The sequence below is a fragment of the Nocardiopsis baichengensis YIM 90130 genome, assembly GCF_000341205.1.
Lineage (GTDB): Bacteria > Actinomycetota > Actinomycetes > Streptosporangiales > Streptosporangiaceae > Nocardiopsis_A > Nocardiopsis_A halophila.
The window spans coordinates 12,149-31,485 of the sequence record NZ_ANAS01000013.1; the positions used below are offsets into that span (position 1 = coordinate 12,149).

Genomic DNA, 19,337 nt, shown 5'->3' on the forward strand with positions numbered 1-19,337 from the left:
CGTCGGCCGAGTGAACCGTCCCGTCCTCCACCCGTTCATCCGGGATTACCCCGCCCTCCTTACCGTCACGTAGGACCGCATCGTCCCCGTGTGGATGAGGAGACATGGCCCTATCCCCCCTGTCCCGCGCCGGCGCCCGGCGCGGGGCCGCAGTGACGACCGCCCTGACCCTCGCGCTCGCCGCCGCCTCCCCGGTCCAGGCCGCCTCCGCCCCCGAGCGCACGACCCTGACGCCCACCGCCGACCAGTCCACCTCCCAGACCGTCACCTGGCGCTCCGCCGACGACTACGCCCCCGTCCTGGAGATCGCCCCCGAATCCGACCCCGGGCAGGTCCGCCGCGTCGAGGGCGAGCGCACCGGCAGCACCGAAGGCGTGCACTACCGCGCCACCGCCGACGCCCTCCGGGCCGGCACCGACTACCGCTACCGGGTCGGCTCGGCCGACGGCTCCTCCTTCGGCGACTGGCTCACCTTCACCACCGCGGCCGAAGAGCACGACCCGTTCCGCTTCCTCTACTTCGGCGACGTGCAGAACGACATCACCAGCGGCGCCGCCCCCACCGTCGAGGCCGCCCTGGCCGACGCCCCCGACGCCCACCTGGCCGTCCACGCCGGCGACCTGGTCAACTCCGGCGGCAGCGACGACGAATGGGGCGAGTGGTTCGGCGCCTTCGGCCAGGAGGCCACCGGCACCATGAACCAGGTGGCCGCCCCGGGCAACCACGAGTACTCCGGGTGGAGCGTGACCGACCACTGGCCGCTGCAGTTCCCCGGCGCCGGCAACGGGCCCGACGACGACGACCTCGAGGACACCGTCTACTACACCGACCACCAGGGCGTGCGGTTCGTCGTGCTCAACGCCAACTACCGCAACGCCCCGTGGTTCGACACCAAGGACTGGCTGGAGGACCAGGCCGCCTGGCTGCGCGGTGTGCTGGAGGACAACCCCAACCCCTGGACCGTGGTCACCTTCCACCACCCGGTCTTCTCCAACACCCCCGGCCGCGACAACGGGAAGTTGCGGGACATGTGGCTGGACGTCTTCGAGGAGTACGACGTCGACCTGGTGCTCCAGGGGCACGACCACAGCTACGGCCGCGGCAACATGGTCGCCAACCGCACCGACGACCCCGACGTGCAGACGGGTCCCGTCTACGTCGTGGCGGTGACCGGGCCCAAGATGTACGACGTCACGGACGCCAACTGGACCGACAACGGAGCCGAGGCGCGGGTGCAGCGCGGCGAGACGCAGACCTACCAGGTCGTCGAGGTCGACGGGTCGCGCCTGGACTACGTCTCCAAGACCCGCGAGGGCGAGGTCATCGACCGCTTCAGCATCACCAAGGACGCCGGCGGCAAGCAGGTCACCGACGAGCTTCCGTAGCCGGTCCCACCCCGCGGTGATCTCGGGGAAGTCGGCCTTATACCGGCCGGTACAACCCCAGGATCCCCGAGATCATCGCGGAGAACCGTCCTTTTCCCAGGGGGAGGGGAACGGGAAGTAGTCCTCCAGGAAGCGGCGCACCGTGCGGTCGACCTCTTCTCGGCGCTCAGGCGGGGTGTCGACGTCGTTCAGGCAGAAGAAGTCATGGGCGCGCTCGGTGCGCAGCTCGTGCAGGCGGTCCTCGGCGTCGTCGGCGGCCACGTCGACGTAGCGGAGCCGGTGCTCGCCGGGGACGGCCCTCCCGGTCAGCAGCGCGTGGTGGTGGTGCAGGGTCGCGGTCATCGCGATGTCGCCCGTCGAGCGGAAGCGGGAGGCGGCCGTCGCCTGTACCGATGCGGCGAACGTCTTCTCCAGCTCGCCCATTACCTCGCGGTTTTGGGGGTGCGGGACGTGCTTGAACTTGTGCGTGATGAACCGGCCATGCTCGGCCTCCAGGAGTGTGCGGACGTTCTTGCCCGCCGAGTTGGGCGCGGGCTCGTCGGGGTGCGGCTCCCCGAGCCCGAACTGGAAGGGGGAGGGGGCCACCTTGGCGATTCCGCTGGCGTGGAAGAAGTCCTCGGCGGCCGCCGGGCGCCCGAAGAAGACGTCGTCGTTCAGGTACAGGTAGCGCTCGCTGAGCCCGGTGATGTGGTGCAGCTGGGTCTCGATGGCGTGGGAGTTGAACACCGGGAGCGCGTCGGGGTCGGTGAAGATGTCGCGGTGGTCGACCACGGTGACCCTGTCTGCCGACGTGTCCAGCCAGTCCGGTGTCTGCCCGTCGGTGACGATGTAGACGTGCCGGATGAACGGCGCGTAGGCGTGCAGGGAGCGCAGGGAGTACTTGAGCTCGTCACGGCTGGTGTACCGGGAGGCGCCGGCACCGTGGGCGGCGATGTCCGATGCCTCTCCCCGGTGGTGCACGCGTTTGGCCGCCAGGTCCGGGTCGTCCCCGTCGACCCAGGTGTAGACGGCGTCGATGGGGAAGTCGACCTGGTCGACCCGGGGGCGGGTGAAGGGCTCGAAGGTGGGGTGGGGACGGCCGGCGACGGGCACCGTGGCCGGTACGCGCTGGTCGGCGGGGAGCACGTCGGCGACCTTGTTGCGGCGCGGCGCCACCCACGAGCGGGAGAGGACGTCCTCGGGGGCCTGGACCCGCAGCCGCGCATACTTGTCCTCGAAGGCGGGGTCGGCCAGGAGCTTCTCCCCGTCGCGCCAGAACTCCACGTCGCACCCGTGCTCCAGGCCGGCGAGGAGCTGGTCGGCGGGGCCGAGGAGGTAGCGGCCGAACCGGATGACCGCGGACTTCTTGACCTCCTCGGGGAGGGCGCCCTCCGCGTAGAGGGCGGGGCCGGCCTCTAGGGCGCCGCCCGAGGCGGGCTTGGCCGCGTAGACCGGGGCCTGGCGGTACAGCTCGCGCATGGCGTCCAGGAACGTCTTCTTGTCGGCGCGGCGCAGGCCCACCACGTGCCGGGTCCGGGAGCGGCCGGGCACGAGGAAGTAGTCCACGCCCGCGCGCACGGCGGCCTCGGTGACCAGGCGTAGGTTGTCGGCGGCGGCCTGGTGCGAGGTGAAGGAGTCGGGGACGAGTCCGATCAGCTCCCGGCCGTCGGGGCCGGTGAAGGTGCGCAGGCGCTCGTCGGAGTCCAGCAGGGCCCGGCGCCTGCGGGCGATGCGTTCGGCACGCTTGCGCTCCTCGGCGGCCGCGCGGTCGCGGCGCCGCTCCTCCTCACGCCGTTCCCGGACCGAGGAGGGGAGGAGCCGTTCGCCGGCTCTCTTGATACGCGTCTGCACGCCCATGCTGCTGTCCTTCCGGAGGCGGAGCGAGGGCGCCTCGGCATCTCATCTGCGGCCCGTCGAACGGGTGGAACTGCTTTTGACCTGCCGGTCATGTGCACAACCAGGAGGTCCGACCGGACGGTACGAACTAAAGATGAAGCGGACATAACGGGAGTAACGGCTCGGTCTCGCTTGTGGCCGGGGGTGGTCACGGGAATTTCGAGAGAAACCTGAGTGGATCCTCGGATGCGCAGGACACGGCGCCATGATCCGCCAGGAAAGTTTCCTGTGTGATCTATGCCATGCATTGCGGCCTCTGTGGTGATCCGCCTACGGTCGACCGCGCACGACCGCCGTCCGCCTTACCCGCTCCAGGTGGGCGCATCCCCCGACCTGGAACAGGTGTGTCCGAATGCCGTCCGGAAGACCTGCGAGCGCCGCCGCACTGGGCCTCGCACTGTCCGCCTCCCTGCTGGCCGCCCCGGCCGCCGCCGACCCGGGTGAGCTGTCCCCGGAAGAGGAAAAGGCCCAGCAGACCGCTCAGGAGACGGGCGAGCGGACCGAGATCGAGGCCTTCACCGACGAGACCACGCAGGTCTTCGCCGAGCCGGACGGCTCGTTCACTATGGAGACCTCCCCGGTCCCCCAGCGGGTCCGCGCGGACGACGGGTGGGCCCCGGTCGACACCGACCTGGCCGACGCCGGCGACGGAACGGTGCGGCCCAAGGCGGCCGCGGCAGAGGTGGCCTTCTCCGGTGGAGGAGACGACCAGCCCATGGCCAGGGTGGGGATCGGTTCCAACGCCGTGGAGCTGGACTGGCCGGACGCGCTGCCCGAACCGGAACTCGAAGGGGACCAGGCCACCTACCCGGAGGTGCTGCCGGGAGTGGACCTCGTGCTGACCGCGTCGGTCGACGGCTTCACGCAGGTGCTGGCCGTCAAGACGCGTGAGGCCGCCGAGCAGGAGGAGCTTGCCGAGCTGAACATGGCGCTGGCGACCCAGGGCGTGACCATGCGCGAAGACGACGGCGGCAACCTCACGGCGGTCGGCGACAACGGCGGCGAGCGGGTCTTCACCGCTCCGGCCCCCGAGATGTGGGACTCCTCCGGGAAGGAGGAGCGCACTGCGTCCGAGCAGGCCGTCGCTCCCAAGGCGGACGCACGCGTCGAGGCCGTGGAGACCGACGTGGAGGTCGACCGTCTGAACCTGAAGCCCGACGCTGACATGCTCGACGACGAGTCGACGGAGTTCCCGGTCTACATCGACCCTTCCGTGTCCGTGGCGCGCCACTCCTGGGCTTACGTGAACAAGCGTTTCCCCAGTACCAGCTACTACAACTCCTCCGATGACGACACCGGGGTGGGCTACGAGCCGCAAGGAGGAAACACCAAGCGCGCGTTCTGGCGGTTCAAGGTCTACGAACGCACCAAGAAGTCCGGCACCCGAATCGACTCGGCCACCATGCGCTTCGAGGTCGACCATGCCTTCGGATGCACCGACGCCACCTTCGAACTATGGCGCACCCGCTACCTGAAGTCGAGCGTGACCTGGAACAACCAGCCCGAGAAGCTGACCAAGCAGGACACCGTCAATGTCGACCTCGGTCGGCCGGAGTGCGGCGGCGAGAACGTGGAGTTCGACGCCACCCAGGCCTACGAGTCCGCGGCGGCCTCGGACAACCAGACGGTCACCTACGGCCTGTACGGCAACGAGACCGTCTCCGGTGACAACTGGGACTGGCGCAGGTTCGAGAAGGACCCCAAGCTGGTCGTCCGCTACAACAACCTGCCGGCCGAGCCTTCGACCTCGAAGATGTCGGACTCCCTGGGGCGGAGTGTGCTCCACCGACAAGAATGACCCGCGGCTGATCAACTCCACTTCGCCGGTGCTGCGCGCCTATGCCCGCGACTACGACACCAAGTTCGCCGGCCAGAAGGTCAAGGCCCGCTTCGCGTGGTGGATCGGTGGCGAGGGGGACCGCGTGGGACAGGCCGACTCCGCCTACGCTGATCCCAAGCCCTATCCGGATGGCATCTACCGCACCGCCACCGCCGAGGACCTTCCTGAGAACGAGCTGATCGGATACCGGGCCATCGTCCACGACGGCCAGGACTGGGGTTCCTGGTCCGATTGGTGCTGGATCGAGGTCGACACCTCGGCACCGGACACCGGCCCGACGGTGACCTCGGAGGACTACCCGGAGAGTGATGAGGCCGCAGGCGGTGTGGGCGAACCGGGCGACTTCACCTTCTCGGCCAACGGGGTGGGCGACGCCGCCGCCTATCACTACAGCGTCAATGACGCCTCGTGCTCCACGAAGGTCGAGCCCGCCGAAACGGGCGGAGACGCCACGGTGACCATCACACCGAAGGACGACGGCCCCAACCTGGTCCACGCCCGCACCACTGATGCTCACGGCAACTCTTCGGAGTGCGTGCTGGTGCACACCTTCACCGTCGCGCCGCCCAGCAATCCGGTCGCGCACTTCACCTTCGATGAGGGATCGGGTACCACCGCCGCCGACAGCATCGATGACGGGCGCACTGCCCAGGCCTCGGAAGGCGCGGAGTGGACGCGCGGTCGTGTGGGCGAACGCCACCAGCTGGAGAATGCGGCGATCGCCACCGATGGGTCGGGTGGACGCATGGCTACAGACGGGCCGGTCTTGGACACCACCGGTGCCTACAGCGTCTCGGCCTGGGTGCGCCTGGACGACAAGACAGCTAATCACTCTGCGGTCAGCCAGGACGGTGAGGTGCACAGCGCCTTCAGCCTTGGCTATCAGTCCACCTACGACTACGACAACTGGGTGCTTAAGCTCCCTCCCGCGGACGAAGAGGGAGCCTCTGGCTGGACACGTGCCGTCTCTGATGAGCCAGCGAAGATCGGTGTATGGACCCACCTGCTCGGTGTGGTCGACCCCGAGAACAATGAAGCCACCTTGTACGTCGACGGGGTGAAGCAGCAGACAACCGAGACCATCGATACTCCGTGGGCGGCGGAGGGTCCCCTAGGGATTGGAGAAGCCAAGTTTGTTGGTGGTCCGGCCGACCCGTGGCCTGGCGCCATCGACGACGTCCGGGTCTGGGACCGGGTCGTCGTCGGCGAACGCCCCACCGACGACCCCGAGGAGCGCTCCGAGCCCTGGCGCCTGGCCAACCAGGTGGCTCTTGAAGGCCGCTGGCAGCTGGACGAGACCGACGGGACCACCGCCGCCGACGCCTCGGACCACGGTTTGGACGCCGCCCTGCACGGCGATCCCTCCACCGTGTGGCCGGAAGATGGCGATGGGGCCACGTTGAACGGCCAGGACGAGCATTTCACCACGGACGGGTCGGCGGTGCGGACCGACCGTAGCTTCTCCGTCGCCGCGTGGGTCCGCCTCGATGAGACCGGCACCAACTCCACCGCGTTGTCGCAGGACGGCCAAGCGCACTCGGGCTTCTATCTCGGCCACCAGAACACGTACGACTGGGATCAGTGGGTGCTCAAGATGGCCCCGTCCGATGAGATCGGCGCCTCAGGGTGGCCGCGCGCGCTGTCGGAAGGGGCGCCCGAACTGGGGACCTGGACGCATCTGGCCGCCACCTACGACCACACCGACGGGCGGATGACGCTCTACCTCAACGGGATCGAGGTCGGCACGGACGTTCAGGAGACTCCCTGGCATGCCGACGGCTCCCTGGTCATCGGCGCCGCCCAGTTCGAGGAACAGCTGACCGGCGCGTGGAACGGCGACATCGACGACGTCCACGTCTACCAAGGCGTGCTCGAAGAGAGAGGTCCAGGCCATCGCCGACGGGTTCCTCCCTTCCCCCAGCAGTCTCTGACCCCGAGCCCGCGATCCCCCTGAGGTATCCCCGGCGGCGCTCCGGCCGTCGGGGTGGAGGCCAACAGTGTCCAATCCCCCCGAGAGCGCGAACGCGACCCCGTCCACCGGCAGCCCGGGCACCCGGCGGCGAGGAACGATCTCCCGGCTCGGAGTCAAGGCCACGGCGATGGTCCTCGTGGCCGGCTCGCTGTTCGCGGTACCCGCATCGGCTCTGCTGTTCAACGACCGGCCGGATGTCGATGACGATGTCTCCATCAACGGGCATTCTGCTGTTCAAGAGGCCATCGCCGCGGACGACACCGTGGACAAGGCGGCGGTGACCGGACTCGACGGGGCCGACTGGCCCGAGCCTGAGCGAGTGGAACTCGCCCTGGACGGTCAGGGGGAGATGCGCTCCTTCAGCGCTCCCGCCGAAGGTGAGCAGTCGCAGGAAGGCGAAGGGAAGGCGGTAAGCCTCGGACCGGTCGAGAGTTCGGAGGCCGAAGAGTGGGAGTCGCCGCTCAAGGGCGCCGGGGCTGAGGACGACGCTGACCGCGTGCATGAGCGTCGGCTGCCTAATGAGCCGCAGGAGGCGGAATCCAGCCCCTCGTCCAGCCCGGCCCCGTCCCCCGAGCCCTCTTCCGGATCCGACCCTGGTGAAGAAGGGCAGGACGAGACTCCCGCCCCTGGGGACGGACAGGACGAGTCCGCCGACGGTGACCAGCCCGGGGAAGCACCGACCGAAGAAGAGACACCGGAGCAGCCCGAGGCCCCTGAAAAGCTGGAAGAAGTCGAGCTGGAGGTCCTTAGCCGGGACCAGGCCGACTCCCTGGGGGTGGACGGCCTGCTCCTGCGCCTCAAGCGCACCGACGGCGGCAGTGAGCACGCCCCGGTGCGGGTCGAGGTCGACTACTCCGACTTCGCCACCGCCTACGGCGGCGACTACGGGAACCGGCTGGAACTCACCGCGCTCGACGCGTGTGCCGACGGCGGCGAGCCCGACTGCGTCGCCAGCGTGGACCTGGAATCCGACAACGACACCGAGGCCCGCACCCTGAGCGCCGTCGCACCGGCCACCTCCGGTGAGGGCACTCTTCTCGCCGCGAGCGCCGACACCGACAGCGAGGGCGGCGACGGCGACTACTCGGCCACCAAGCTCCAGGCCTCCTCCGAGTGGAACGTGGGGCCCCAGACCGGCGGGTTCACCTGGTCCTACCCGATCGGCACACCCCCGGTGGCCTCCGGCCTGACCCCGGACATCTCCCTGGGCTACTCCTCGCAGAGCGTGGACGGGCGCACCGCCTCTTCCAACAACCAGACCTCCTGGATCGGAGAGGGCTTCGACTACCACCCCGGCTACATCGAGCGCCGGTACAAGCTGTGCCAGGAGGACGGCCAGGACGTGGCCGACCAGTGCTGGGAACGCGAGAACGCCACCCTCTCGCTGAACGGCATGTCCTCGGAGCTGATCATCGACTCCGAGGGGGAGTGGCACCTCAAGAACGACGACGGCTCGAAGATCGAGAAGCTCACCGGCGCCGAGAACGGTGACAACAACGGGGAGTACTGGAAGCTCACCACCCCCGACGGCACCCAGTACTACTTCGGCCGCAACCGCCTGCCCGGCTACGGGAGCGGGGACGAGGAGACCTACTCCGCCTGGACCCACCCGGTCTACGGTGACGACTCGGGCGAGCCCTGCCACGAGTCGTCCTTCGAGGATTCTTGGTGCCAGCAGGCCTACAAGTGGAACCTCGACTACGTCGAGGACGCCCACGGCAACGCGATGGCCTACTACTACGGCAAGGAGACCAACCACTACGGCCGCAACCTGGAGTCCACCGCCACGCCTTACGACCGGGGCGGCTACGTGGAGCGCGTCGAGTACGGGCTCCGCTCCGACGACGTCTACGGCACGGCGCCGGCCAAGGTCGAATTCGACGTCTCCGAACGCTGCCTGCCCACCGACGACTTCGCCTGCGACCCGGACGAGCGCACCGAGGACAACGCCGACCACTGGCCCGACGTGCCCATCGACCGCGAATGCGGGGCCGACGAGGACTGCACCGGCAACCACTCCCCAGCGTTCTTCTCCACCAAGAAGCTCGACGGTGTCACCGCAAAGGCCCACGACGGCGACGGCTACACGACGATCGACTCCTTCGAGCTGGAGCACAAGTACCCCAAGCCCGGCGACGGGACCGACCCGGCGCTGTGGCTGGACTCCATCACCCACACCGGCCACACCGGGGGCGGCGACCCGCAGGCATATCCCTCGGTGAGCTTCGGCGGCACCCCGATGGTCAACCGGGTCGACTCCACCTCCGACGGCCTTGCCGAGATGTACAAGTGGCGCGTCACCTCCGTCTACACGGAGACCGGCGGGCAGGTCGACATCTCCTACTCGGCCCCCGAGTGCGAGGCCGGCGAGACGCCCGAGCCGCACGAGAACGCCAAGTCGTGCTACCCGGTGATCTGGACCCCGGAAGGCGAAGAGGAACTGACGGACTGGTTCCACAAGTACACCGTCACCCAGGTCTCCGAGATCGACCTGGTCGGTGACCAGCCCGACGTCATCACCTCCTACGACTACGTGGGCGACGCGGCCTGGGCGCACGCCGAGCCCAACGGCATCACCCCCGAGGAGAACCAAACCTGGTCGGTATTCCGCGGCTACGAGACCGTCAAGGTCCGCACCGGTCACCCGGACGCGACGCAGACGGAGAAGGAATACCTCTACTACCGGGGCATGGACGGCGACGAGCTCCCCGACGATGGTGAACGCTCGGTGACCATCACCGACTCCGAAGGCAACGAGGTCACCGACGACGAGCTGTTCAACGGTCAGACCCGCGAGGTCATCACCCGCAACGGTCCTGACGGCGCGGTGGTGGAGAAGACCATCAGCGAGCCATGGAAGAAGAAGACCGCCGAGCGTGACTACTCCTGGGGCACCCTCGAAGCTCACATCATCAAGACCAAGAGCAGCGAGAAATACACCGCTCTGGGCAAGGACGGCGCGGACGGGTGGCGCACCACCCGCAGCACCAACACCTTCGACGATCGGGGCTATGTCGTCCGCGTCCACGACGAGGGCGACATCGACGATACGTCAGACGACCGGTGCACGCTGACCACCTACAACCGCAACACCGACGCCTGGATCATGGAGACCGTGTCACGGGTCCAGAAGCTCGACGTCGGGTGCGGGGACGCCGAGAGCGCAGACAAGCCCGGCGATGTGATCAGCGACGTTCGGACCCACTTCGACGGCAAGGGCTACGGTGAGGAGCCCACACGGGGTCTGCCTACGACCAGCGAGCGGATCGAGGAGTACGCGGACGGACAGCCGCAGTACCAGGTGACCGAGGAGACGACCTACGACTCCTATGGTCGTGCACTGACCTCCACCGACGCCCTCGAAAACACCACGACAACCGAGTACACGTCGAACGTGGCGGGCGGCGCCCCTGCCACCACGACCGTGACGAACGCTCTCGGGCACACCACGAAGTCCGAGCACGACCTGCGCGGCAACCCCGTCGCCGAGATCGACGCCGAGGGGAACCGTGCTGATCTGACCTATGACGCCTTCGGTCGGCTCACTCAGGTCTGGCTACCGGACCGGCCCAAAGGCAGCAGCTATCCCCGGCCCAGCATGGCCTTCGAGTACCACGTGGCCAAGGACAAGCCGGCGACCGTGGTCACCAAGACGCTCAACGCAAGCGACGAATACGTCACCTCCTACGAGATCTACGACGGGCTGCTACGCGAGCGCCAGACCCAGTCCCCGGCGACCGATGAAGGCCGCCGGATCACCGACGTGTTCCACGACAGTCGCGGCAACACGGTGATCCAACGCGACACCTACTACAACGAAGAGGACCCCTCCGGGGAACTGTTCGTCGTCAACAACCACGACGAGATTCCCCGCCAGACCGAGACCAAGTACGACGGTGCCGACCGGGCCACTGCCAAGGTCCATGTCGCCCGCGGCGAAGAGCAGTGGCGCACCAGCACCGAGTACCTGGGGGACCGCACACGGGTCACCGAGCCCGAAGGCGGCACGGGGACCACGACGATCACCGACGCGCGCGGCCGCACGACCGAGAAGCGCACCCACCACGGTCGCAAGCCCGAGGGCGACTACGACTCCACGACCTACTCCTACGCCAAGAACGACGAGATCGCGACGATCACCGACCCTGGCGACAACACCTGGGAGTACACCTACGACCTGGCCGGCCGGAAGGTCGAGGAGGTCGACCCGGACACGGGGCGCACGACGTTCACCTACGATGCGGCCGACCGGATGGTGACCACCACCGACGCGCGCGGGCGCACGCTGTACAAGGGGTACGACGCACTGGGGCGGGAGACCGAGCGCCGCGACGACGGCCCCGACGGCGAGCTGCGGGCGGAGTGGACCTACGACACCGTGGCCAAGGGGCAGCCCGCTGCCTCCACCCGCTACGTCGACGGTGATGCCTACACCTCGGAGATCGTGAGCTATGACCGGATGAACCGGGTGGAGGAGAAGAAGGTCTCCATCCCGGAATCCGAGGAAGGGCTCGCCGGAAGCTACTCCTACGAGTACACCTACAACAGTGACGGCACCCGAAGGTCGATGATCGTGCCCGGGGTCGGAGACCTGGAGAAGGAGAGAGTCGGCTACAGGTACGACGACATCGGCCAGGAGTACGCGCTCAACGGCACCGAATACGGCATGCAGCACGACATGGTCAAGGAGACCATCTACTCCAAGACGGGCAAACTGCTCCAGCGGGAGTTCACTCGCGGCACCAGTGGGTCCGAGGAGACGTGGGTCACGCGTGATTACGACGAGTCGACGGACCGCCTTGACAAGGCGAGCATGGTCCACAGGGTCGGCGCGGGATCGCTGACCACCCAGACCTACGACTACAACGATGCGGGCAATATCCTGTCCATCCGCGATGAGCCCACGGAGGAAGAGCGGCCTTCGGATGTGCAGTGCTTCGAGTACGACCATCTGCAGCGTCTGACCGAGGCCTGGACGCCCAACGCCACGGGCGAGAGCTCCTGCTCCACTGATCCCAGCACTGACGACCTCGGCGGCGCGGCCCCGTACTGGGACTCCTACACCTACGACGAGTCCGGGAACCGGGTCAGCGAAACCAAGCGCACCCCGGGTGGTACGACCGATCGGGCTTACGTCGGTACGGCGGAGACCGGCGGCCCGGGACATGGTGTGGCGCGGGTCGACCAGTCCGGCCATGGGGGTGAGAGCGTCTCGACGTATGAGTACGACGAGGCCGGCAACATGGTGCGCCGCAACTCTGAGGACGGCGACCAGGAGCTGGACTGGGACGCCGAGGGCAACCTGGCCGGTGTCACGGGTGGTGCTGCTGAGACCGATTACGTCTATGACGCCGATGGTGAGCGGTTGATCCGCCGGCAGGGGACGGAGTGGACTCTGTACCTGCCGGGCCAGGAGGTCACGTGGACCGCGGGTGAGGATTCGGTCCAGGCGACCCGCTACTACGAGCACGCCGGCGAGACGGTGGCGGTTCGCGATGGAGAGGGGCTGTACTGGCTGTTCTCCGACCACAACGGGTCTTCCCAGTTGGCGGTGGATGCGCGTACGGGTGAGACGGTGCAGCGCCGGTTCACTCCGTTCGGCGAGCTGCGCTCGTCGTCGGCGTCGTGGCCGGGCGAGAAGGGTTTCGTGGGGGGAACGGTCGATGAGGCCACGGGGCTGACCCAGTTGGGGGCGCGGTCCTATGATGCGTCGATCGGCCGGTTCATCTCGGTGGACCCGCTGATGAAGGCCGACGATTCCCAGCAGATGAACGGCTATGCCTACGCCAACAACAGCCCGGTTGCCTCCAGCGATGCGTCGGGCCTGCTGATGGTCGGCCCGGGCGGGTGCGGGTGCACGTCGAGTCCGCCGCAGGGGGGCAATGACATCACTCAGATCAAGCAGGAGGCGATGTGGACCCAGCAGGGCCGTGATGTGGCGAAGATGCGCCAGGGGAGTGGTGTCTACCAGAGGCCGTATTACCAGAACTCCAGAAGCACGTTCTACACCGGCGTGACCGCATCGAGTACAAGGTGGAGCGGGGGGGCGTCTCCGACGTATGTCGATCCGTACGACAACAAGTCCTATCAACAGGACCCTGTGAGCGACGCCCTGGACACAGCGAAAGAATGGGGGTCAGCGGCTTGGGGCGCCACGAAGAGTGGGGCATCAGCGGCCTGGAACTGGACGAAGGACAATTGGGAGAACATCGCCACTGTAGGCGTCATGGGAGTGTGTATCGCAACGACAGCGGGCGCGTGCGTATTGGCAGGAGGGGCATTGGTGGGTGCCCAGGTCTTGTCGGATGCCAATAAAAATGGATGGGGTAATGTTTCCTGGAAAAGGCACGGCGTGAATGCTGCGCTCGTTGGGGTCGGTGGAGGGTTTGCCAAATGGGCGATGAGTGGAAAGGTTGTCACCACGCGCGGCTGGAAAGACTTTATGACGAAATTTCCGCATGAAAAAATGACAGTATTTGACCCGAATGCTTATAGGCGGTATCTCGAGGCCAATAGGAAAGTGTACGGCGATTCGATCTCGGAAGGGCAGCCGATCATCACGCCCACACACCCTGGGCAGACGACCTTCAATATGGGAGTGAATGCAGCTTCCTGGACTGTCGGGCAGTCGGGATCCGAGGCCTTCACGTGAAAGTCCTGCACCAAAAGTGTCTAAAGAAGTTTCCTTGCAGGCGGAAGGGTGTGGTGCTTCGAAATTGGTATACTGCGACATTTGCCTTGCTGCTTGGAGGTGGCATCTATGTCGCGGGTACATTGGTGACGTCTCGCATGAAAAATGCTGAGAATGTGATACTGGAGCTCTTGCTTGCCCCTCTGTTCGGTGTTGGATTCCTTGTCTTTGCGCTCTTGCTCGGAGTGTTCTCTCGTGTAGTCGTGACGTCTAATGGGATTGTGGTGACCAATTTTACGGTTAAGCATGTAGTTCCATTTTCCTATGTGAAATCACTTGGCCCTGTGGATGATATGCACATCAATGTTGAGGGGGGCGGGAAAGTGGGAATGATGATTATGGCGAACTCGCCCGTCGGGTTTTTGGCTGGACAGCCGACTAATACTAGGGCTAGGCGGCGACTTCAAGAGGCGATCGACTCGGCCTCTCCTAGTGAGGATGCCGGCGTGCCGCATAAGCACGTTTGGTTCCCCGTAAAATTCACATTGGCGGCCTATGCTCTGAGCGTCCTGACTGCCGGGACGATTTACAGCATCACTGGCGGGGTGGAATGATTCCACTGCGGTATGCGGGGCGGAGCGCTGGGGCTCGTCGGCTGGGACCTCCGGCGCCTTCCCTTGGGTGATGGCTGCGTTGTCGCCGTCAGGTGGGGTTACTCGGGATCTTCTGTAGCCTCGGCGGTCTGCTCGCGCTGTTTGCGCTGTTCTCTGCGCTGCTGGGATCGGGTCGCCCCCGCGCTGGCGGCTACGACGCACAGGACGGCCGCCCACTGCCATGCCGTCAGCATTTCCCCGAGGAGTGCCAGGCCGATGAGGGCTGCTGCGGCCGGTTCCAGGCTCATCAGGATTCCGAAGACTCTCGGGGGCATCTTTCGCAGGGCCTGCATCTCCAGGGTGTAGGGCACTACGGAGGAGAGCACTCCGACCAGCAGGCCGAAGAGCAGCAGGTTGGGGTCGAGGAGGGCGGTTCCGCCTTCGGCGATGCCTGCGGGGGCCACGAGGATCACGCCGACCAGGCTCGCGATCGCCAAGCCGGATGTCCCGGAGAAGCGGCGGCCGGTGGCCGCGCTGAGCAGGATGTAGCCCGCCCAGCCCACCGCCGCCAGCAGCGCGAACAGCACCCCGGCGAGGGTGACCGTGCCCGAGCCGTCGTCGCGGCCGAGGAGCACCACCCCGACGGCCGCCAGCCCGACCCACACCACATCGGTCTTCCGCCGCGACCCGGCGACCGCCACCGCCAAGGGCCCCAGGAACTCGATCGTCACCGCGATGCCCATCGGGATGCGCGCGATCGCCTGGTAGATCGAGAAGTTCATCAGCGCCAGCGACGCGCCGAAGCCCGCCACCACCGCCCAGTCCGCCCACGTGCGCCCGCGCAGCGCCGGCCGGGCCAGCACCAGCAGCAGCGCCGCCGAGGTGAGCAGTCGCAGCCACACCACCGCGCTCGGCGGCAGCACCCCGAACAGGTTCTTGGCGATCCCCGCCCCCGCCTGGACCGAGACGATGCCGATCAGCACCATCCACGTCGGCGGGATCGAATCGCCCAGGGCGCGCAGCCGTCCCGAGGCGAAGGGGTTGGCGAACCGGGGGGAGCGGGGGAGGCCGGCGGAGGGCTCGGCCGCGGCATGGGTACTCACATCCGACCATCCTAGGTATGGTGCGCCACCTCTGGGCCGTGGTCCCCGGGTTCCGGCCGCCTCTGCGGGGGAATGCAGCCTGCGTCGGAACTCCGGAGACGGGGAGGAACGGGCGCATGGTCTTCCGCGTGGACTCCGAGGTCGGCCGGCTGCGGCAGGTCATCGTGCACCGGCCCGACCTCGAACTGCGCCGCCTGACCCCCTCCAACAAGGACGACCTGCTCTTCGACGACGTGCTCTGGGCCCGCCGCGCCTGCGAGGAGCACGACGCCTTCACCGCCCTCCTGCGCGACCACGGCGTCCGCGTGCACTATTTCGACCGTCTCCTCCGGGAGGTCCTGGCCGTCCCCGAGGCCCGGTCGTTCGTCCTGGGCGAGGTCATCGACGAGCGCTTCCACGGCCCCCAGGCCGCAGGCGCCATCCGCGACGCCCTCGACGCCATGGCCGACGCCGAACTGACGCGCTTCCTCGTCGGCGGCATAACCAAGGCCGAGGTGCGCGAGCGCACCGACGACCCCGCGTCGCTGTGGCTGCACTCCCTGGGCGACGACGACTTCGTGCTCGACCCGCTGCCCAACCACCTCTTCACCCGCGACACCTCGGCGTGGCTGTACAACGGCGTGACCATCAACGCCATGCGCAAGAAGGCCCGCCGCCGCGAGACCATCCACTACGAGGCCGTCTACCAGTGGCACCCCATGTTCGCCAGGGCCGGCTTCGAGGTGTGGAACCGGGGCCGTGCCCACGCCCCGGCGACCCTTGAGGGCGGAGACCTGATGCCGATCGGCGGCGGCGCGGTCCTGGTCGGCACCAGCGAGCGAACCCGACCGCAGGCGGTGGAGCTGCTGGCGCGTGAGATGTTCGCCCGCGGCGGCGCCGAGCGCATCCTGTGCCTGCGCATGCCGCACGCCCGCGCGGTGATGCACCTGGACACGGTCATGACCGAAGTGGACTACGGGGTCTTCACCAAGTACGCGGGCCTGGGGATGCTCCCCTCCTCGACCCTTGAGCCCGGTGACGGCGGCCCCGGAGGCAAGGAACTGAAGGTGACCGACCATCCCCCTGAGGACATGCACCGCGCGATCGCCCAGGCGGCGGGCCTGGAGGAGATCCGCGTCCTCACACCCACACAGGACGTGTTCTCCTCGGAACGCGAGCAGTGGGACGACGGCTGCAACGTCTTCGCCCTGGAACCCGGGGTCGTGGTCTCCTATGAGCGCAACGTGACCACCAACGCTCATTTAAGGGCGAACGGGATCGAGGTCCTGCCCATAGCCGGGAGCGAGCTGGGTCGAGGCAGGGGAGGGCCCCACTGCATGACCTGCCCTATTCAGCGAGAGCCGTGATCAGGCGGCTTCGACTTCCGAGCTCGCGACTGTCGAGGGCTCAAGGACGGGGAACCCGGTTTCGCGCAGCCCTTCGATGTGGAATCGGATCGCCCCGCGCATCTCCTCAACGGTCTCGGGGACCGTGTCGCCGACGGCCACGCAGCCGGGCAGGTCCGGGCACCAGGCCCCGAAGCCGTCCTCGCTCTGCTCGATCAGGACCACGTATCGGCTCAACCGTCGCCTCCGGCTCGCAGGGACGAACGCCGCGGTCAGTGCCGCCCTTCGGCCTGCGACGCGGACTCCTCGATGATCATCTCACCGGGGGCTGCGGCCCGTTCCGAGTCCGGGGAACCTGTGCGGCGCGGCCTGAGGAACACCGCCCCCAGCACCAGCAGCCAAGCGCCGAACTCCACCGCGGGCTGGAGGAGCGTCATGATCAGGCCGACCAGGGTCGTCCCGGTGACCCCCGCCGTGGCCTGGAGCAGCAGCCACCCGTACGGCAGCGCCGCGGCGGACAGGTGCGCCAGGACGGCGGCCCACAGCAGGCCCGGGCGCGCAGGGCGTCGGCGCCGGATCAGGAACGCCACCACGGCCAGCAGCACCAGGGGAGGGCCGAGCGAGCGGACGAGCTGGTAGGCCGGGACTCCGATCAGCTCCACGCGCTCACTCCCAGCGGAAGAAGCGGGCGGCCAGTGCGGCACCGGCCGCGGCCCACACGGCGAGTACCGCCACCGGAAGCAGTGACGGCGCCGCACCGTCGGCAAGGACGGCGCGCAGCCCGCCCGCGAGCGCCGTGATCGGCAGCGCCTCCACCGCCGTCTGCGCCGCTCCGGGGAAGCGCCCGGTGTCGAACAGGACCCCGCCCAGTCCCAGCAGCACCACGTAGACCAGGTTGGCCGCGGCCAGCGTCGCCTCAGCGCGCAGGGTGCCCGCCATCAGCAGCGCCAGCGAGCTGAACGCCGCCGTGCCGAGCAGGACCAGGAGCACGGCGTAGCCGAAGGCCGCGGGGCCGCCCTGGGGATCCCACCCCAAGGCCAGGGCCACCGAGCACAGCACCGCGATCTGGATCGCCTCCACGGCCAGCACCGCCAGCGTCTTGGCCGCCAGCAGGCCGAACCGTGAGAGGGGCGTCGCTCCCAGCCGCTTGAGCACCCCGTACCGGCGCTCGAAGCCGGTGCCGATGGCCTGCCCGGTGAAGGCGGTCGACATCACCGCCAGGGCCAGGACGCCCGGCGTCAGGAAGTCCACCCGAGGCCCGTCGCCCAGCTCCACCACGTCGACGGTGCTGAACCCCACCAGCAGCAGCACGGGGATGACCATGGTCAGCAGCAGCTGCTCCCCGTTGCGCAGCATGATGCGCAGCTCCATGCCGGCCTGTGCGGCCACCATGCGCGCCATGGGCGCGGCCCCCGGGGCGGGGGTGAAGTCCAGGGCGGGGCGGGCGGTGGTCTCGGTCATGAGCGAAGGTCCCGGCCGGTGAGTTCGAGGAAGACGTCTTCAAGGGTGCGGCGCTGCACGCGCAGCCCCTCGGGGTGCACGCCGTTGGCGGCGCACCAGGTGCCGACGGTGGCCAGCATCTCGGGCCCGATCTCCCCGCCGTCGGCGCGCGCGACCGCGCACTCGGCGGGGCGCCCCGCGGTGGCCGGACGGGCCTCCACCCGCACGCCGGAAGGCAGGGCCGCCTCCAGGGCGCCGGTGTCCACCGCCTCACGGGCCTCGAAGCGCAGCTCCTGCCCGTCGCAGGTGAGCTCGCCGGTGGCGCCGTCGGCCACCACCCGGCCCCGGTCGATGATCACCACACGGTCGGCCAGGTTCTCGGCCTCCTCCATGTGGTGGGTGGTCAGTACGACGCCGACCCCGGCCGCGCGCAGCTCGGCCACCAGCTCCCAGGTGGCGTGGCGGGCCTGCGGGTCCAGCCCGGCGGTGGGCTCGTCGAGGAAGACCAGCTCGGGGCGGCCGATCACGGCCGCGGCCAGGGAGAGCCGCTGCTGCTGCCCCCCGGACAGGCGGCGGAAGGGCGTCCGGGAAGCATTGGTCAGGCCCAGGCGTTCCAGGAGCGTGTCGGACGAGAGGGGGCGGGCGTGGAACGAGGCCGTCAGGCGCAGCCACTCGCCCGCGCGGGCACCGGTGGGCACCCCGCCGGACTGCGGCATCACCCCGACCCGCGGCTTGAGCCGCGCCGCGTCGGCGGCCGGGTCGAGCCCGAGCACGCGCACGCTGCCGCCGTCGGCCCGGCGGAAGCCCTCGCACACCTCGACGGTGCTGGTCTTGCCCGCTCCGTTGGGGCCGAGCAGCGCCGTCACCGCCCCTCGGGGCGCGGTGAAGGACAGGCCGTCGACGGCGGTGGTCGCGCCGTACCTCTTCACCAGGTCGGTGACCTCGACCGCGGCTGTCTCCATGGCCTCAGAGTCTATGGCCGCCCGTGTGCGGGCCCGCACGGGGTGCGTCTCCGTGGGCGCGCCGCCGCCGGATGAGGCGTTCGTATCGCGAGATGCGCGTCTCGCCATTCGGGCGAATCGGGGGCGTCCGGGGAGCGCGCGCACGACGCGGCGGTCGGACAGGCGTGCAAAACCCCAGAAAGGTAAGGCTTACCTGGGTGATCAATGGCAT

Annotated in this window: 12 protein-coding genes; 6 read left to right on the forward strand and 6 right to left on the reverse strand. The window is 68.3% G+C overall.

All coding sequences use genetic code 11. The features are described from left to right. Nucleotides 1-104: 104 nt before the first annotated feature. Nucleotides 105-1,385: a purple acid phosphatase family protein gene (locus C892_RS0112365; RefSeq protein WP_017557464.1), complete on the forward strand. Its 1,281-nt coding sequence runs from the start codon at nt 105-107 to the stop codon at nt 1,383-1,385. Between the two features lie 72 nt (nt 1,386-1,457). Here C892_RS0112365 and C892_RS0112370 read toward each other — a convergent pair whose 3' ends face one another. Next, nucleotides 1,458-3,221, reverse strand: coding sequence for a stealth family protein (locus tag C892_RS0112370; protein WP_017557465.1), 1,764 nt, complete (start codon nt 3,219-3,221; stop codon nt 1,458-1,460). Nucleotides 3,222-3,612: 391 nt separating this feature from the next. Here C892_RS0112370 and C892_RS32740 point away from each other — a divergent pair, with 391 nt between their 5' ends. The 4 genes from C892_RS32740 to C892_RS31295 all read left to right on the forward strand — a co-directional run bounded on the left by C892_RS32740 (nt 3,613) and on the right by C892_RS31295 (nt 14,317). Next, nucleotides 3,613-5,058, forward strand: a complete 1,446-nt coding sequence (locus C892_RS32740; protein ID WP_017557466.1) for a DNRLRE domain-containing protein — start codon at nt 3,613-3,615, stop codon at nt 5,056-5,058. Then, entirely contained in the window at nt 5,036-7,054 is a 2,019-nt protein-coding gene (locus C892_RS32745; protein WP_338040848.1) for a LamG domain-containing protein, read from the forward strand. Before C892_RS32740 ends, C892_RS32745 begins: the two co-directional genes overlap by 23 nt. Before the next feature lie 514 nt (nt 7,055-7,568). Beyond that, on the forward strand, nt 7,569-13,724 hold the full coding sequence (locus C892_RS28875) for an RHS repeat domain-containing protein (protein ID WP_161631985.1): 6,156 nt from the start codon (nt 7,569-7,571) through the stop codon (nt 13,722-13,724). Between the two features lie 137 nt (nt 13,725-13,861). Next, nucleotides 13,862-14,317 (forward strand): hypothetical protein, encoded by a 456-nt coding sequence (locus C892_RS31295; RefSeq protein WP_152513387.1) that lies wholly within the window; start codon nt 13,862-13,864, stop codon nt 14,315-14,317. A 98-nt stretch (nt 14,318-14,415) separates the two neighbouring features. Here C892_RS31295 and C892_RS0112385 read toward each other — a convergent pair whose 3' ends face one another. After that, nucleotides 14,416-15,399, reverse strand: coding sequence for an EamA family transporter (locus tag C892_RS0112385; RefSeq protein WP_017557468.1), 984 nt, complete (start codon nt 15,397-15,399; stop codon nt 14,416-14,418). A 116-nt stretch (nt 15,400-15,515) separates the two neighbouring features. On the opposite strand from C892_RS0112385, the gene C892_RS0112390 reads away from it, so the two are divergent. Further along, nucleotides 15,516-16,745 carry an arginine deiminase gene (locus C892_RS0112390; protein WP_017557469.1) on the forward strand — a complete coding sequence of 410 codons (1,230 nt, stop codon included), beginning with the start codon at nt 15,516-15,518 and terminating at the stop codon, nt 16,743-16,745. On the opposite strand, the gene C892_RS0112395 is transcribed toward C892_RS0112390, so the two are convergent. The 4 genes from C892_RS0112395 to C892_RS0112410 are packed head-to-tail and all read right to left on the reverse strand — an operon-like array spanning nt 16,746 to nt 19,126. Continuing rightward, nucleotides 16,746-16,961, reverse strand: coding sequence for a type II toxin-antitoxin system HicB family antitoxin (locus C892_RS0112395; RefSeq protein ID WP_026124319.1), 216 nt, complete (start codon nt 16,959-16,961; stop codon nt 16,746-16,748). It abuts the gene before it with no gap. A gap of 35 nt (nt 16,962-16,996) precedes the next feature. Then, nucleotides 16,997-17,386, reverse strand: coding sequence for a hypothetical protein (locus C892_RS0112400; RefSeq protein ID WP_017557471.1), 390 nt, complete (start codon nt 17,384-17,386; stop codon nt 16,997-16,999). A 4-nt stretch (nt 17,387-17,390) separates the two neighbouring features. Further along, a complete protein-coding gene (locus tag C892_RS0112405; protein WP_017557472.1) occupies nt 17,391-18,185 on the reverse strand; it encodes an ABC transporter permease in 795 nt (264 codons plus the stop codon). Continuing rightward, nucleotides 18,182-19,126, reverse strand: a complete 945-nt coding sequence (locus C892_RS0112410) for an ABC transporter ATP-binding protein (protein WP_017557473.1) — start codon at nt 19,124-19,126, stop codon at nt 18,182-18,184. Before C892_RS0112410 ends, C892_RS0112405 begins: the two co-directional genes overlap by 4 nt. Between the last annotated feature and the right edge of the window lie 211 nt (nt 19,127-19,337).

Bases quoted from the DNA above. Each gene is read 5' to 3' on its own strand.
- C892_RS31295 (WP_152513387.1), top strand. From the start codon at position 13,862: ATGAAAAATGCTGAGAATGTGATACTGGAGCTCTTGCTTGCCCCTCTG.
- C892_RS0112405 (WP_017557472.1), bottom strand. From the start codon at position 18,185: ATGACCGAGACCACCGCCCGCCCCGCCCTGGACTTCACCCCCGCCCCG.
- C892_RS0112390 (WP_017557469.1), top strand. From the start codon at position 15,516: ATGGTCTTCCGCGTGGACTCCGAGGTCGGCCGGCTGCGGCAGGTCATC.
- C892_RS0112370 (WP_017557465.1), bottom strand. From the start codon at position 3,221: ATGGGCGTGCAGACGCGTATCAAGAGAGCCGGCGAACGGCTCCTCCCC.
- C892_RS32740 (WP_017557466.1), top strand. From the start codon at position 3,613: ATGCCGTCCGGAAGACCTGCGAGCGCCGCCGCACTGGGCCTCGCACTG.
- C892_RS0112365 (WP_017557464.1), top strand. From the start codon at position 105: ATGGCCCTATCCCCCCTGTCCCGCGCCGGCGCCCGGCGCGGGGCCGCA.
- C892_RS0112410 (WP_017557473.1), bottom strand. From the start codon at position 19,126: ATGGAGACAGCCGCGGTCGAGGTCACCGACCTGGTGAAGAGGTACGGC.